The organism is Demequina sp. (genome assembly GCF_024642165.1).
In the GTDB taxonomy this organism is placed as follows: Bacteria; Actinomycetota; Actinomycetes; order Actinomycetales; family Demequinaceae; genus Demequina.
Window position 1 is genome coordinate 1 of the sequence record NZ_JAHEBP010000049.1, and the last position, 14,644, is coordinate 14,644.

General features: G+C 73.4%; 14 protein-coding genes. 8 read left to right on the plus strand and 6 right to left on the minus strand.

Features of this window, described 5'->3' with window-relative positions:
- Positions 1 to 84: 84 nt before the first annotated feature.
- Positions 85 to 2,496 (minus strand): alpha-L-rhamnosidase, encoded by a 2,412-nt coding sequence (locus Q0L54_RS06210; RefSeq protein WP_296666287.1) that lies wholly within the window; start codon positions 2,494 to 2,496, stop codon positions 85 to 87.
- Between the two features lie 141 nt (positions 2,497 to 2,637).
- Between Q0L54_RS06210 and Q0L54_RS06215 the strand changes: the two genes are divergently transcribed.
- The 6 genes from Q0L54_RS06215 (at position 2,638) to Q0L54_RS06240 (ending at position 8,755) form a co-directional block, all read left to right on the plus strand.
- The gene (locus Q0L54_RS06215; RefSeq protein ID WP_296666289.1) at positions 2,638 to 3,927 is read left to right on the plus strand and encodes an MFS transporter; all 1,290 of its coding nucleotides are present in this window, start codon (positions 2,638 to 2,640) and stop codon (positions 3,925 to 3,927) included.
- A 90-nt stretch (positions 3,928 to 4,017) separates the two neighbouring features.
- Positions 4,018 to 4,653 (plus strand): TetR/AcrR family transcriptional regulator, encoded by a 636-nt coding sequence (locus Q0L54_RS06220; RefSeq protein WP_296666291.1) that lies wholly within the window; start codon positions 4,018 to 4,020, stop codon positions 4,651 to 4,653.
- Between the two features lie 20 nt (positions 4,654 to 4,673).
- Positions 4,674 to 5,630 carry a patatin-like phospholipase family protein gene (locus Q0L54_RS06225; protein ID WP_296666292.1) on the plus strand — a complete coding sequence of 319 codons (957 nt, stop codon included), beginning with the start codon at positions 4,674 to 4,676 and terminating at the stop codon, positions 5,628 to 5,630.
- A gap of 121 nt (positions 5,631 to 5,751) precedes the next feature.
- Positions 5,752 to 7,194, plus strand: a complete 1,443-nt coding sequence (locus tag Q0L54_RS06230; protein ID WP_296666293.1) for an amino acid permease — start codon at positions 5,752 to 5,754, stop codon at positions 7,192 to 7,194.
- Entirely contained in the window at positions 7,191 to 8,447 is a 1,257-nt protein-coding gene (locus Q0L54_RS06235; RefSeq protein WP_296666295.1) for an APC family permease, read from the plus strand. The genes Q0L54_RS06230 and Q0L54_RS06235 overlap by 4 nt, the downstream gene beginning before the upstream one ends.
- A gap of 29 nt (positions 8,448 to 8,476) precedes the next feature.
- Complete coding sequence (locus Q0L54_RS06240; protein ID WP_296666297.1) at positions 8,477 to 8,755, plus strand: DUF427 domain-containing protein; 279 nt, start codon at positions 8,477 to 8,479, stop codon at positions 8,753 to 8,755.
- A 4-nt stretch (positions 8,756 to 8,759) separates the two neighbouring features.
- Here Q0L54_RS06240 and Q0L54_RS06245 read toward each other — a convergent pair whose 3' ends face one another.
- The 3 genes from Q0L54_RS06245 to Q0L54_RS06255 are packed head-to-tail and all read right to left on the minus strand — an operon-like array spanning position 8,760 to position 10,029.
- A complete protein-coding gene (locus Q0L54_RS06245) occupies positions 8,760 to 9,131 on the minus strand; it encodes a CrcB family protein (protein ID WP_296666298.1) in 372 nt (123 codons plus the stop codon).
- Complete coding sequence (locus tag Q0L54_RS06250; protein WP_296666299.1) at positions 9,128 to 9,541, minus strand: CrcB family protein; 414 nt, start codon at positions 9,539 to 9,541, stop codon at positions 9,128 to 9,130. The genes Q0L54_RS06245 and Q0L54_RS06250 overlap by 4 nt, the downstream gene beginning before the upstream one ends.
- Positions 9,538 to 10,029: a DUF2505 domain-containing protein gene (locus Q0L54_RS06255; protein ID WP_296666300.1), complete on the minus strand. Its 492-nt coding sequence runs from the start codon at positions 10,027 to 10,029 to the stop codon at positions 9,538 to 9,540. The genes Q0L54_RS06250 and Q0L54_RS06255 overlap by 4 nt, the downstream gene beginning before the upstream one ends.
- 58 nt (positions 10,030 to 10,087) lie before the next feature.
- Between Q0L54_RS06255 and Q0L54_RS06260 the strand changes: the two genes are divergently transcribed.
- A complete protein-coding gene (locus Q0L54_RS06260) occupies positions 10,088 to 11,551 on the plus strand; it encodes a sensor histidine kinase (RefSeq protein ID WP_296666301.1) in 1,464 nt (487 codons plus the stop codon).
- An 87-nt stretch (positions 11,552 to 11,638) separates the two neighbouring features.
- Here Q0L54_RS06260 and Q0L54_RS06265 read toward each other — a convergent pair whose 3' ends face one another.
- The gene (locus Q0L54_RS06265; RefSeq protein WP_296666303.1) at positions 11,639 to 11,893 is read right to left on the minus strand and encodes a WhiB family transcriptional regulator; all 255 of its coding nucleotides are present in this window, start codon (positions 11,891 to 11,893) and stop codon (positions 11,639 to 11,641) included.
- A gap of 152 nt (positions 11,894 to 12,045) precedes the next feature.
- Here Q0L54_RS06265 and Q0L54_RS06270 point away from each other — a divergent pair, with 152 nt between their 5' ends.
- Positions 12,046 to 12,444 (plus strand): hypothetical protein, encoded by a 399-nt coding sequence (locus Q0L54_RS06270; RefSeq protein ID WP_296666305.1) that lies wholly within the window; start codon positions 12,046 to 12,048, stop codon positions 12,442 to 12,444.
- Positions 12,445 to 12,450: 6 nt separating this feature from the next.
- On the opposite strand, the gene Q0L54_RS06275 is transcribed toward Q0L54_RS06270, so the two are convergent.
- Positions 12,451 to 14,644 (minus strand): FtsK/SpoIIIE domain-containing protein (locus Q0L54_RS06275; RefSeq protein WP_296666306.1); only part of this gene is annotated, 2,194 nt, incomplete at its 5' end.

A 14,644-nucleotide genomic window follows, 5' to 3' on the forward strand; every position in this document is an offset into this window, starting at 1 on the left:
TCGACGTCGCCAGGTAGTAGTCCTCGCCCACGCGGATCGCCGAGGGGTCGGGAGCCGTGCCCTTGATGACGGGATTCGAGTACATCAGCCCTCCTCGGGTGCGGCGCCCGCGGTGCGGGCGATCCATCGATGGGTCCCGCCGGTCACCACGGTGGTGGTTCCGTCGGGCAGGGAGACCGTCGCGGTGGTGGCCGCCGGCAGCGTCACGTCGAGCGTGAACACGCCCTCCGCGATCTGCCACGACACGGCGAGCTCGCCCGCCGGAGTCGCTAGCGTGGACGACGCGCGGGTCAGGCCCCCGGGGACGGGGGCGATGGTGACGCGTCGGTAGGCGGACTCTCCGGCCGCGGGCGCGGCGGGCAGCCGGATCCCCGCCACATGGGTGTGGAGGAACGATGCGACCGCGCCCTTCGAGTAGTGGTTGAGGGAACCGCGCACGGCTCCCTCCGCGTCGATGCCGTCCCACCACTCCCACATGGTGGTGGCGCCGGCGTCGAGCATCCCCAGCCACGAGGGCTGGCCCGTGCTCACCAGCAGGCGGTGTGCGAGCGCTTCTTGGCCGTTGTCGGCCAGCACCTCCAGCAGCTGGCCCGTCGCCAGGAATCCGGTGCCCAGGTGCTCGCCCGCCGTCTCGATCAACGCCGCGAGACGTGACGCCGTCTGGGGTCGCAAGGCCTCGGTTACCAGGCCGAACGCGAGGGCGCGCACGTAGTGTCCCTGGCTCTCCTCGGCGAGCGTGCCGTCTTCCTGGAGGTACTCGGCACGCCAGGCGGCCAGCGCGCCATCCGCGATCTCGCGGCACTCCGCGGCCGCATCGTCCCGTCCCACGATGCCCGCCATGAGCGCGGCCAGGTGCGCGGAGCGGTGCAGGAAGGCGGTGGCGACGATGCCGTGGTCGACGGCGGGGTCCGGCCGTGGCGGCACGCCGGGCTCGAGCCATTCGCCGAAGTGAAAGCCCGTGTCCCACAGGTAGCGCTCGTGCGGCGCCTCGACGGGCCGGGCGGCCGCGCGGTCGGGGTGGCGGCCCGCCGCCGCGCGTCCGGCCGCGTAGCGCACCCAGGCGAGGGCGGCCGGAAACTGCTCGGCCAGCGCGTCGGCGTCGCCGTACGCGCGCCAGAGCTCCCAGGGGACGATGGCCGCGGCGTCGCCCCACCCGGCGGACCCGGCGGACATGTCCTCGAACGCGTCGCCGGACGGCTGCGCGCCCGCCGGGTTGGGGATGACGGTGGGGACGCGGCCGTCGGTCCACTGATCCGCCGCGAGGTCGCGCAGCCAGCGGCGGGAGAAGCCGTCCACGTCCGCGAGCAGCGCCGCGGTGGCGACGAACACTTGCCAGTCCCCGGTGAACCCCGAGCGCTCGCGCTGCGGGCAGTCCGTGGGCACGGCGCACACGTTGCCGCGCAGACTCCAGCGCACCACCTCGTGCAGGCGCTCCAAGCGGGGGTCCGAGCATGCGAACTCTCCCGTGCGTGCGAGGTCGGTGTGGACCACGACGCCGCGGCCTCCCGAGAGGTCCAGGCCCTCGGGGACCCCGTCGATCTGGACGTAGCGGAAGCCGTGGGTGGTGTGGCGCGGCTCGAAGACGTCCGCGGGGCGCCCGGCGGAGATGACCTGGTCCACCTGCCCGGCGGTAAGCATCTCCTTGGTGGCGAAGTTGAAGGCGCGCAGGTGCTCGAGCGTGACCAGGCCGTCCGCGTCCAGAGACTCGCCGTGGGTGAGGGTGAGTCGGGTGCCCGACGGGCCGAGGTCCGTGAGCCGCATCCAGCCGTTGATGTTCTGGCCCAGGTCGATGACGGCGGTGCCGGGCCGTGGCGTGGTGATCGCCGTGGGGGAGAGCTCCTCGATGCGCCGGACCGGAGGCCCCTCCGCGGGGACGAGCCGCGAGCGGTCCGCGACCAGTGCGTCGGACGGAGTGTGCACGGCGTGCCAGCCGTCTCCGTCACCGGTGAACCAGGCTGGGTCGAGAAGAGTCAGGTCCACGGCCTGGCCGTCCATGAGGTCCGCACGCGTGACGTGGCTGGTGCGCGACTCCCAGCCGGGGCCCGTGGCGGCCAGCGGTGCCGCCGATCCCTCGACCACCACGGCCGCGAGGGCCGCGGTGCGCGTGCCGAAGCCGTCGGGCCGACGCTGGAAGCCGTGCCGGCCGCGGAACCACCCGTCGGACAGCAGGAGCACCAGCGTGTTGGTGCCGGGCCGCAACAGGCCGGTGACGTCGAACTCCTGGACCTCCAACCGCGATCGGTAGGAGGTGAACCCGGGCGTGAGCTCCTGGTCGCCGACTCGGATACCGTTGAGAAATGCCTCGTAGATGCCGTGTGCGGTCGCCACGAGCCACGCCCCTTCCGCATCGCCGTGCCACTCGAAGCGTGTCCGCAGCAGGTGGGCGGGTCGCTCCCCAGCGGGTGCGGCCGCGGGCTCGTGGGGCGCGATCCAGGCGGCGCCGACGAGCGCCGCGACGCTCCGGTCGGGGCGCGTGAAGAGGGCGGGAACGGTCATCGCGGAGTCCTCCTTGACGTGGGCGATAGGTCATTTCTACCACATGGCATGTGTTGACTTTACAAGTGGTCGGCAATTGCGATACGTTCCCGGCACCGGGACTCGAGGACGAGCCCCCTCGACAAGCAAAGGTGCTAGACGATGACCATGTCGCCCGCCGACTCCGCCATTCACGAGAACCAGGCCGTGGCGGCCGGTTTCCGCAATCCCGGGACCGGCTTCCTGATCTCGCTCGGCTTCGCCGCGATCCTCCTGATGGCCTCGCTGCTCTCCGTGGGAATCCTCACGATGCCGCTCCAGGCCACCGCCATCGACCCCGACAACTCGACCACCATCGTGTCCGTCGCCAGCCTCCTCGCCGGCATCACCGCGCTCATCGCCAGCCCCATCATGGGACGCCTGAGCGACCGCACGGTGTCGCGGCTCGGCCGCCGGCGTCCCTATCTGATCGCTGGCGCCGCGCTGATCCTGCTCGGCGCGCTGCTCGTGCTGAACGCCGCCGCGACGCCCATGCTCGCCGCCGGCTGGGCCATCATGGGCCTGGGCCAGATCTCCGCGTTCACCGCCCTGGGCGCCTCGATCCCTGACCAGTTCGCCGCGGAGCGTCGCGGCCCCGCCTCCGCGCTCTTCGGGGCGGCGGGCGTCGCGGGAGCCGTCATCGGCCTGTGGATCGGTTCTCTGTTCTCGCCGAACCTCACCCTCATGATCATGGTCCCTGCGGTGCTCGCGGCTCTCGCGCTCGTCGCATTCGCCGTGGTGCTGCGTGACGAGCGGCTCGCCCGTGAGGACCGGCCGCCCTTCGAGCTCCGCGAGGCCTTCGGCACCTTCTGGGTGAGCCCTCGGCGGCACCCGGGCTTCGCGCTCGCGTTCGCCAGCCGCTTCGCGGTGTTCTGCGCGATCGCCGCAGTCAACGCCTACATGGCGATCTACCTCATCCTGGGTCTGCACATCAGCCCGGTGGAGATCGCGAGCAAGATGTTCGTCGCCAACCTGCTGTCCGGAGGCATCGCCTTCGTGATCGCCAACATCGCCGGCCGCGTGTCCGACAAGGTGGGGCGCCGCAAGCCCTTCGTGGTCGCCTCGGCGGTGATCTTCACCGTGGGCCTGGGTCTCATCGTGGTGGCGGACAGCTTCACCGGGTTCCTGGTCGCGCTGGTGGTGATGGGCATCGGTCAGGGTGTGTACCTGGCCGTGGACTTCGCGCTCATCACGCAGGTGTTGCCCTCGCAGGACGACGCGGCCAAGGACCTGGGCATCATGAATCTGGCCGCATCGCTCCCGAACATCCTGGTTCCCGCCGTGGCGCCCATGCTGCTCGCGATCGGCGCGACCGCGGAGATGCCGCAGAACTTCACGCCGTTCTTCATCGCGGCCGCCGTCGCGGGCGCCGTGGGTGCGGCGCTCATCGTGCCCATCAAGGGCGTCCGCTAGGCGAGGCGCGGCCCGGTCTCCGCGCTCCGGCGCGGGGGCCGGGCCTTCGCCGCGCGCGGGCGGCTAGGGTGGGCGCGAGAAGGAGGGCCGATGCCGCTGACCGATGATGTGGAGGTGCGTCGGCGACGCAGCCCCCAGGCCGTCGCATCCGCCGAACGGCGCGAGGAGATCCTCGACGCCGCCGTCGAGGCCTTTGCGGACAAGGGATTCAACGGCTCGTCGATCCGCGACGTCGCCGGGCGTGCCGGCCTGTCGCACACGGGCGTGCTGCATCACTTCCCCGACAAGGCGGCGCTGCTCGAGGCCGTGCTCGACCGCTCCGTGCGGGCCGCCGGGGACGACTTCCAGCTGGACGACCGCGACGCCGAGCACTTCCTGCGAGGCTTCATCGCGCTCGCGGCCCGCGATGCGGCGCGTGGGGTGGCGGGAAGCGAGACGCGCATGTTCCGCCTGATCGCCGCCGAGTCCCTGTCCGCGTCGCACCCGGCTCACGGCTACATGCGCCGCTGGTATGCCAGGGTGCGGGCGCGGGCCGCCGAGGCGCTCGAGGACCTCGACGAGCGCGGACTGCTGACGATCCCGCGCGGCGAGATCCCCGTCGCCGCCGCGCAGATCGCGGGCCTGCGCGACGGACTCGACCCGCAGTGGATGCTCGACCCCGACGCGATCGACCTGGTGGCCGCCGTGCGGGATCACCTCAGCCGCTACACCAGCCTCGAGCTGTAGCGCGGCGCTAGCCTGAGCCCGTGACCACCGGCACGCGCCCCCGCATCGCCCTGTCCCTCGGCAGCGGGGGAGCGCGCGGTTATGCGCATATCGGCGTCATCGACGAGATCGAGCGGCGCGGGTGGGAGATCGTGGGCGTCGCGGGCGCGTCCATGGGTGCGCTCGTGGGCGGGCTGTGGGCGGCGGGAGGGCTCCCGGCCTACCGCGAATGGGTCGAGGGCATGTCGCGCCGCGACGTGCTGCGGATGATGGATCCGGCGTTCAAGGGAGCGGGAGCGATCCGCGCCGATCGCATCATGCAGCGCATCGACCAGATCCTGGGCGGCCGTGTGATCGAGGACCTGCCGGTCCCGTACACGGCGATCGCCACCGACCTGCTCTCGCAGTCCGAGGTGTGGTTCACGAGCGGCCCGATCGTGGAGGCGATCCGTGCGTCCATCGCCATCCCGATGGTCTTCACCCCGATACAGCGCGACGGCCGGCTGCTCGCGGACGGCGGCATCCTCAACCCGGTGCCCGTGATCCCGCTCGCCTCCGTGCGCGCGGACGCGATCATCGCCGTCAACCTCGCGGGCAACGCCAGGGGTGGCAATGCCCCCGGACCGCCCGTCGACCCCGCGTCGGGAACGTTCTCCCGCCTGCGCCTGCCGGCGTTCCACGTCGCGGAGCCCGGGCTGGTCAGCATGATCACGGATCGCCTGCGGTCCCGGGGCGAGGGCGACGTCGACGCCGCGGTCGAGGCGGCCGCCGTCGCCCCCGGCGGGATCAGCACCCTCGACGTCATCGACCGGTCGCTCCAGACGCTGCAGAACTCGGTGCAGCGGTATCGCCTCGCCGGGTACCCGCCGGATGTCATGGTCAACGTGCCATCCGACGCGTGCGGCACCCTTGACTTCCATCGCGCGACGGAGCTGATCGGCCTGGGCAGCGCGCTCGCCCGCGAGGCCTTCGATGCCTGGGAGGACGGTCCCGCTTGACGGGCGCGGCCCGGACCCGGGACCCGGGGCGCGCCCGGCCGCGTCGTCGCGGGTCTACGCTGACCTCCGGTGGAGGCGAGCCGGCCCGGCGTCGCGCCACTCGAACGATCGAGGGAACAGCGTGACCCACACCCCCACCCGCCGCGCCGGCCTGCGATGGCTGCACGGCCGCACGGCCCTGCTCATCGCGTTCGCCTTCTCCGTGATGGCGGATCCCGTGTCCTCGGTCGCATACGCGATCGAGGCCGCGCTGCGCGCGCTGGACGGCAACCTGGCGCTCCTGCTGCCCGCCATGGCGGCGGTGGTGGGGGTGGTGGCCCTGGTGGTGGCCAGCTACCACCAGCTGGTCGCGAGATTCCCCGAGGGGGGCGGCTCGGCCGCCGCGGCCGGCGGCGCGTTCGGCGAGGGGTTCGCGTTCGTCCCCATGGGCGCGCTCGTGGTCGACTTCGTGCTCACCATCGCGATCTCCGTCTCCGCCGGATCCTCGGCGATCATCTCGTATGTGCCCGGCCTGGCGCCCTTTCGGCTGCCGCTCGCGCTGGCGCTGCTGCTGATCGTGGCAGGGCTGATGTGGTTCGGGCATCTGGGCAGGGCCGTCTTCGCGCTGCTCACGGTGATCTTCGTGGGCACCGCGGTGGCGGTGCTGCTACCGATCCTGGGTGACCCGCGCGTGCCGCTCGAGCCGTACGAGGGGCTCACCCACTCCGCGCCCATCGCCGTGGCGCTCGCGTTCCCCGTGGCCATGGCCCTCGCCACCGGCATCGAGGCGCCGTCGTCGGCGATCGCCCAGCTCGCGCAGCTCGACGACTCGGGCCGCCGCAGCTTCGGACGGTGGGCGCTGTGGCTGACGCTCGGCATCGTCGGGACGCTCACGCTGGCGATCACCGGCGCGGTGGTGTGGCTCGGCATCGGTGTTCCCCACGAGGACACCACGCTCGTCGCGGAACTGGCCCGCGCCGCAGACGGGCGGGCGCTGTTCGCCGCCTTCCAAGGCGCGACGGCGCTGCTGCTGCTCTCCGCCGCATCGTCCTCCTTCCAGGCCGGACCGGGACTGCTCAAGGCGCTCGCGCGCTCCGACGATGGCACCTCGCGCCACGGCGTGCTGCCCTCGGTGCTGGGCCGCACCAACCGGCATCACGTGCCCATGGTGGGCGTGCTGGTGTTCCTCGTCGCCTCGGCGCTCGTGGTTGCCGCCGCGGGCGCGCGGGACCAGCGCCTGGTCCTGTTCTACGCGGTGGCGGTCTTCGTGAGCTTCCTCATGGGGCTCGTCTCGATGGCGCGGTTCTCTCACCGAGACGGCCGGCCCGGGTGGGTGGTGCTCAACGTGGTCGCCGCCGTAGCGGTCGGCTTCACACTGGTCGCGAATCTGACGCGGCCGGCCGCGATCGGCTCGCTGGCCGCGACGGGCCTGGTCGCCGGCGGCCTCTACTGGGCCTGGGTGCGCGCCGGCCGCCCTCGCGGCGCCTCCCAGGCCGTCGCGGAGGCCGAGGCCGGCGAGGCCGAGGTCGACGAGCTGGTGCTCGACGAGCTCGCGCCCGAGCGCACGGAGGGTGCCGGCGCGTGACCGTGCGCCGCGTGGGCGCCGTCGGCGCGACCGGTATCGGCGTCGGCTCCATCCTGGGCGCGGGCGTGTTCGTGGTGTGGGGACCGGCGGCGACCCACGCCGGATCCGCGCTGGTCTGGGCGGTGCTGCTCGCCGGGCTGGTGGCGGCGCTCAATGCCGGATCCACCGCCCACCTGGCCGCCGTGCACCCCGTCGCCGGCGGCGCGTATGCGTACGGTCGGGCCGAGCTGGGGCCCTGGCCGGGGTTCGTCGCGGGTGCGGGTTTCGTGGTGGGCAAGACGGCCTCGATCGCGGCCATCGCGCTCGCGATCGGCGAGTACTGGTGGCCCGGGCACGCGCCGGTGGTCGCGACCGCCGCCATCGTCGCGTCATGGGCGCTCAACTCGCGCGGCGTCACGCGCACCGCGGCCGCGAGCGTGGTGGTCGCGACCGCGGTGGTCGCCGCGCTCATCGCGGTGGTGGTCGCCGCATCGGGCGCGCCGGCTCGGGACGCCGGATCCTCCTGGCTCGCCGCGCCCGCAACCGCCTTCGGCGGCCACGTGGGAGGCGTGCTCGCCGCGTCTGCGCTGATCTTCTTCGCGTTCGCCGGGTACGCCCGCATCGCGACGCTGGGCGAGGAGGTGCGGCGTCCCGCACGGACCATCCCGCTCGCGATCGCCCTGGCGCTGGGCATCGCGCTCGCGTGCTACGTCGCTCTCGCACTGGTGCTGCCCGCCGTGCTGGGAGAGGATCTGGCGTGGTCGACCACGCCGCTCGCCGATGCGGTCGAGGGGACCTGGCTGCCCGTGGGCGTGGTCACGGCCGCCGCCGTCGCCGGCGCGTCCGGGTCGCTGCTCGCGCTGACCGCGGGCGTGGGTCGCACCGCCATGGCGATGGCGCGTGAGGGCGACCTGCCCCGCACCCTCGCGCGCGTCAACGCGAGGGCCGTTCCCGTGGTCGCCGAGGGCGCGGCCGCGGCATCCGCCCTGGTGCTGGTGTGGGCAGGCGGTCTCGCCTTCGCGATCGCCATGTCCTCCTTCGCGGTGCTGCTCTACTACGCGGTGGCCGGCGCGTCCGCATTCCGAGCCGCGGGCGCCGGCCACGTCGCATCCTGGCGGATGCCGCGGGTCGCGAGCGCCGCCGGAACCGTGGCGTGCGTCACCCTCATGGCGTCGCTGCCGTGGGTGGCGACCGTGACCGCCGCCGCTGTGCTGGCGGTGGCCGGGGCCGCCCGCGCCGTGGCGGGGAATGCGGTGGGCCGCGACGTTCGTTGACGTGTCCACAGCCACGATGGGAGACAGCAATGCGCGCGATGTGGAACGGCGCGGTGATCGCGGAATCGGACGACACGGTGGTGGTCGAGGGCAACCACTACTTCCCGCCCGAGGCGGTGCGTGCAGACCTGGTGCGTGAATCCACCCTGACGAGCGTGTGCTCGTGGAAGGGGCAGGCCTCGTACTACGACGTCGTGGTCGACGGCGAGGTCAACGCGGATGCCGCGTGGCACTACGACGATCCGCGCCCGCGCGCCGAGCACGTGCGCGGCCGCGTCGCCTTCTGGCGTGGCGTGACCGTCTCGTAGCGCCTCACCCCATGCCGTGGGCGAGGGCGTACCCGATCCATGCCGCGCCCAGCCCGAGCACCAGGGTGGCGGCCACATAGGTGGTCGCCGCCGATCGGCGACCGTCCTTCCACAGCACCACCACGTCCAGCGCCAACGACGAGAACGTCGACAGCCCGCCCGCCACCCCCGTGCCCAGGGCGAACATCCACCCCGGGCTGAGCAGCGCATCGGCCCCCCCGGCGAGCACGGCGCCCAACAGCGCCGAGCCGAGCACGTTCGCGACGATGGTGGGCCAAGGGAACACCTTGCGCGCGTCGAGCCAGCCCAGCGAGTAACGCAGGCACGCCCCCACGCCGCAGCCCAGGATGGCGGCCGCGTAGGCCCAAGGGCTCACTCGTTCTCCTCCTCGAAGACCGCGCGCTCGTCCAGCGGCGTCGGCGGCCGGTTGCCCACCCACCAGCCCGCGGCCGCGCCCGCGATGGCGGCGACCATGGTCGCCGCGAGCAGCGCGGCGGAGGCGAGGGGCGTGGTGTCCACCGCCCAATGCAGGCACGCGATCGACGAGAACGTGGTGAAGCCGCCGAAGAATCCCGGGCCCACGGCGGGAAAGATCACCCACGGGCCGCGAGCCTGGGTGCGGGCCACGCTCGCCGCGAGCAGCAGCGAGCCGACCACGTTGATGACGATCAGATCCCACGGGATCGCGCCACCGGTCGCCGGAAGGACCTCTGCGATCCCGATGCGTGCCGCGCCGCCGAGCGCTCCGCCCGCCAGGACCAGGGCGAGCTGGCGGGCTCGCGTCATCGAGCCAGCCAGGCGTCCGCTGCCGTGAGTTGGGCGGTGAACGCCCGGAGAACGGCACCGGCGACGGCCTTCTCGATCATCGCTCCCACCCAGGGCATGTGCGCAAGCACGTCGCCCGTGGCGAGCAGCTCGGTTCCGGTGCCCTCTGACGTGAGCCCGATCGCGCCCGCGACGTGCCCGGGCGTGCCCGCGATGTCCACCGCGAACGTGCCGATGCGATCGTCGTCGGTGGGGGGCTCCCAGACCTCGGTGTACGTGATCGCCAGGTCCCGACCGAGGAAGGAGCGGAACTCCGGCGGGATGGAACTGGCCGGGACGTGGGCGCGCACCATCACCGTCGCGGAGCCGTCCTCGCGACGGTCGATGTCCACGGATTCCGGCTCGGTGCCCATCGCGGTAGCGCGCTCGAGCCCGAAGCCTGGGTCGGCGAGCATCGCCGAGACGGACTCGAGGCTGGCGTCGAAATGATGCCTGTGTGTGATCTTCACCGGTCGGACCCCCTGCACCCAGGCTAGCGCTGTCCTCGCCCCGGCCTACGCTAGACCCGTGGCTACCTTGCGCGAGACCATCGAGGTCCAGGGTCCGATCACCGACGCCGAGTCCGAGTGGCTGGGCATGCTGGTCGCCGATTGGCAGATCATCGCCGACCTCTCCTTCGCCGATCTGGTCATGTGGCGCGAGCACGAGGATGGGTTCGTGGCGGTGGCGCAGTGCCGCCCGTCCACCGGTCCCACGGTGCACCTGGACGATGTGGTGGGCACCCGTGCCGCGGCGGGTCGGGTGGCCCACCTGAGGCGCGCGCTGGTGGAGGAGGGGATCGTGGCGTCGCGAGAGCCCCGCTGGGACGAGACCTACGCGGTGCGCGAGGACGCGCTCCCGGTGGTGATGGACGGCCGGCCCATCGCGGTGGTGACGCGGGAGGTGTCGCAGGCGGTATCGCGATCGTCGAGTCGCCTCGAGCTCAACTACAAGGGTGCCGCGGACGATCTGCTGCGGATGGTGACCCGCGGCGAGTTCCCGGTCCGGACGTCGATGACCGGACCGCGGCGCGGCGCGCCCCGCGTGGGCGACGGCGTGCTGCGTCTCGACGCCGTGGGCCACGTCACCTACGCGTCCCCGAACGCGTTGTCGTGCTTTCACCGCCTGGGCGTCCACGGCTCCCTCATGAACAAGTCGTTGCCGCGCGTCACCAGCGAACTCCTCGAGGATCAGGGCGTGGTCGACGAGACCCTCGCGATGGTGGTCGCGGGGCGTGCAGCGTGGCGCACGGACCTGGAGGCCAACGGGGCCTCGCTGTCGCTGCGCGCGATCCCGGTGACCGAGCACGGATCGCGGGTGGGCGCGGTGCTGCTGTGCCGCGACGTGTCCGACCTGCGGCGGCGCGAGCGTGAGCTGATCACCAAGGACGCCACCATCCGCGAGATCCATCACCGGGTGAAGAACAACCTCCAGACCGTGGCGGCGCTCCTGCGACTCCAGTCGCGCCGGGTGCAGGCTCCGGAGGCGAAGGAGGCGCTCGCCGAGGCGATGCGGCGGGTCGCGACCATCGCGCTCGTCCACGAGACGCTGTCGGGCACCCTCGACGAACTGGTGAACTTCGACGACCTGGTGTCGCGGTCGATCCGCATGGCGGCGGAGGTCGCGTCCCCCGACACGCAGGTGCGGATCCTCAACACGGGCGAGTTCGGGCTCATCCCCGCCCAGTACGCATCCTCGCTCGCGCTCGTCATCACCGAGCTTGTGACGAACGCGGTCGAGCACGGCTTCGAGGGGCGCGCCCAGGGCACGATCACGGTCACAGCGACCAGGGACGGACACGCGCTCCATGTGCAGATCGCGGACGACGGCGTGGGTATCGAGGGGGACCCGAGCGGACTTGGGTCGCAGATCGTCCGCACTCTGGTCATGAACGAGCTGTCGGGCTCGATCGAGTGGCGCAAGATCGAGGATGGCTCGGTGGTCGATGTGCGGGTGCGCGTCGAGGAGCGGGCCTCCGATCCCCGGCTGTGAGCCGCGGGCGGGGCACGAACGGCATCGAGCCCCGCTGACGTCATCCGTCGCGGGGCTCGATGCGCGGCCGGCGGCTGCCGGCGCGGGTTACTTCGCGGCGCGGCGCGCGCGTGCGGCGCGGCGCTTGAGCGAGCGGCGCTCGTCCTCGGACAGCCCGCCCCAGACGCCGGAATCCTGGTTGTACTCCATCGCCCACTGCAGGCATGTGTCGCGAACGGTGCAGGTCTGGCACACCGACTTCGCCCTCTCGATCTGCACCAGCGCGGGGCCGGTGTTCCCGACCGGGAAGAACAGCTCCGGGTCTTCGACTTCGAGGCATGCTGCGCGGTTGCGCCAATCCATGGGATCTCCTTGGGGGATAGCATGGCGCGGCGATCCCCGGGGGGTTGGTGGGAATCGTCGCGCCATCACGTTTCGACTTCATTAAGGTTCGCATAAGTAACGAACATGTTTCAAGAGGTGTTTCCAGTGTGTTGGGTCACAATCGGCCGGGAATGGCCATGAACGGCCTCGAGGACGCTCCGACGCCCCCGCGTCAGCGGTGGCGCACGGTCGGTTGGGTCGGGGTCGGCGTCGAGGCTGCCGCGCTCGCGGTCGCCTCGGTCGCATACGGGGTGCACGCCTTCTCGCTGCCCGAGCCGGCCTTCGCCGTGGGGCTCTCCGCCTTCGCCGCGGTGGTGGCGATGGGGCTGGCGGCGGCGGCGCGTGGGCTCGCTCGCGGAGCGCGCTGGGCGGTGTCCGCGGCGCTCACCTGGCAGGCCCTGCAGGTGCTGGCAGGCATCAACCTCACGGGAGTCCGCCCCGGCTTCGGCATCCCCGTCGCGGTGCTCGCGGCGGTCGTGGGCATCGCGGTGGTCCTGGGCGCGCGCGACGCGCTGCGCCCGGCGTCCTGACGGGCCTCAGCCGGAGCGGGTGTCGGGGGAGGGCGCCGGGCGTAGCTGACCCGCGGCGAGCTCGCTTCCGCTGCGGATCACCACGCGTCCGGGTCCCGGCTCGGCGTCCGCCAGCCCTGGCGGGACCCGGAGGCCGAGCGCCCTGAGGTGAGCGGCGTCGGGCTCGACGATCACCTCGATCCCGGCCCCGGTGCCGAGCCGCTCCGAGGTGTCGACGGCTGCGCCCGCGCTCGCGATCGTCGCGACCGCCGCCGCGCGTTCGCGCCCGGGCGGTCCCACCACCACCACCCCGCCGGTCAGCCGCAGCGGGCGTGCCGCATCGCCGGTCACTCCGACGGCGTCGGGCGCCAGGCCCGGCGGGCACACCAGCGGTTCCACCAGGCGCGGACCGTCGACGTGGGGGGCCCGAGCGATCCTGCACTCCCCGGTCCAGCCCGGGCCGATCGCCACGGCGTGGCCCGGCACCAGCGACGTGGAGACCAGGTCCGCGGGCACGCCCCACAGCGTCTGCTCCACGCGGTCGAGACCGCTGAGCACGAGCCGCAGGCCCGCCCGCGCCGCCCAGCGGGCCCCCCAACCCGGCCCGCACGCCAGCGCGACGGGAACCCGGCGTGCCACGGCCTCCAACGCCTGCTCGGCACCTCGCAGCACGGACTCGAGGGATGCGCACGCGCGCTCGACGTCGTCGATCAGGAGCGCTGGGATGGACGCGCTCGCCGCCAGCTCGAGGGTGCGCGCGGCCTCCCGCGGGTCCGCGGGCAGCGCGACGGCTCCGGGAGCCGCGGCGGCGATGGCCGCGAGCGCCGTCGACCTGCCGGAGCCGCGCGGACCCACGACCACGCACGGCCCGCCATGCGGATCCCAGCGCACCGGCCGGCGCGCCCGTGCCGCCGGCAGGTCCACCCAGCCGATGCCCCCGGGAGGCGGCGCGGCACCGGGGTCGAGCGGCGGCAGCCAGAGGGGCTCGGCGCCCGTCTCCGGCCAGCGAATTCGCGTTGCCTCCGCCAGGGACGGTCCCGGTGGGGGAGCCGCGCCCGCGGGCCGCACCGGCGCGCGGGGGGTGGCCAACGGCAGCGCCGCCTGCATGGTGAGGCGTCGCGACGGCGTGGCCACGATCGCGCGCCCCGGGCGGTCCGGTGCCAGGGCCGCGGCCGCCGCGTCGCCCAGCACGTCCACGCTCTCCGCCGGGGACGCCGTGCGCAGCGCTATCACGGTCCCGACGTTGGCGCGGATCTCGGGGGTGACGGAGCCCGCCGGGCGTTGTGTCGCCAGCACCAGGTGTACGCCCAGGGACCTGCCCTGCGCGGCCAGCCGTGCGAGCTCGGGCACGAATCGCGGGTCCAGCCCGCCCAGCTCCTGGAATTCGTCCACGACGAGCAGCAGCCGCGCGGGTGCGGGCGACGTCGCGCCACCGCGGGCCTCCCACTCGCGCCAGGAGGCGAGGCCCTCGCGGGCCAGGGCGCGCTTGCGTTCCCGCAACTCGTGGGCCACGCCCAGCAGTGCTCGGCGCGCGTGCGAGGCGTCCAGGTCGGTGAGCAGTCCGCGGACGTGTGGCAGGGCCGCGCAGGCGCCGATCCCCGCGCCGCCCTTGAGGTCGATCAGGCCGATTCCGAGGTGAGTCGGGCCCAGGCCGTGCGCGAGCGCCGCGGTGAGCGTCTCGAGCAGGGCCGACTTCCCCGACCCCGTGGTTCCCGCGACCAGCACGTGGGGCCCGTCGCGATCGAGATCGAGCGCGACCACGCCGTCCTGGCCGACGCCGATGCTGGCGATTAGACGGCGCGGCGCGCGCACCGAGGATGCCGGCCCCGCCGCCGGGGCCTGCGGGAGCTCGGCCCAGCGGACGGTCGCCGGGAGGTCCGACGCACCCGTGGAGGCGCCACGGCGGGCGGCCAGCTCTGCGGTCGCCGGTGTCACCGCGGCCGGCCTCCATGGGATGCGCCGCCCCCGGATCGAGATGGCCCCCGCATCGACGTCGATCACGGTCGCGGCCTCCGACGCCGGGCGCGCGCCGGGCTCCACCACCTCCACCGAGCCGGCCGGGAGGGCGCCGGCGCACCAGCGCATCCAGGGCTCGGCGAGTGCTCCTCCCAGGGCCGCGTCCTGCGCCAGCGCCAGGGCCCGCGCCGCTCCACGCGCCATCCGCGACTCGCCGACGATCGCGACGGGCAGGGGCAGCCCCGCGAGCGCGTCGAGCCCCACG

Coding starts and splice junctions, on each gene's coding strand:
- Q0L54_RS06210 (WP_296666287.1), bottom strand. CDS start 2,496: ATGACCGTTCCCGCCCTCTTCACGCGCCCCGACCGGAGCGTCGCGGCG.
- Q0L54_RS06250 (WP_296666299.1), bottom strand. CDS start 9,541: ATGACGCGAGCCCGCCAGCTCGCCCTGGTCCTGGCGGGCGGAGCGCTC.
- Q0L54_RS06270 (WP_296666305.1), top strand. CDS start 12,046: ATGGCCATGAACGGCCTCGAGGACGCTCCGACGCCCCCGCGTCAGCGG.
- Q0L54_RS06220 (WP_296666291.1), top strand. CDS start 4,018: ATGCCGCTGACCGATGATGTGGAGGTGCGTCGGCGACGCAGCCCCCAG.
- Q0L54_RS06265 (WP_296666303.1), bottom strand. CDS start 11,893: ATGGATTGGCGCAACCGCGCAGCATGCCTCGAAGTCGAAGACCCGGAG.
- Q0L54_RS06215 (WP_296666289.1), top strand. CDS start 2,638: ATGACCATGTCGCCCGCCGACTCCGCCATTCACGAGAACCAGGCCGTG.
- Q0L54_RS06240 (WP_296666297.1), top strand. CDS start 8,477: ATGCGCGCGATGTGGAACGGCGCGGTGATCGCGGAATCGGACGACACG.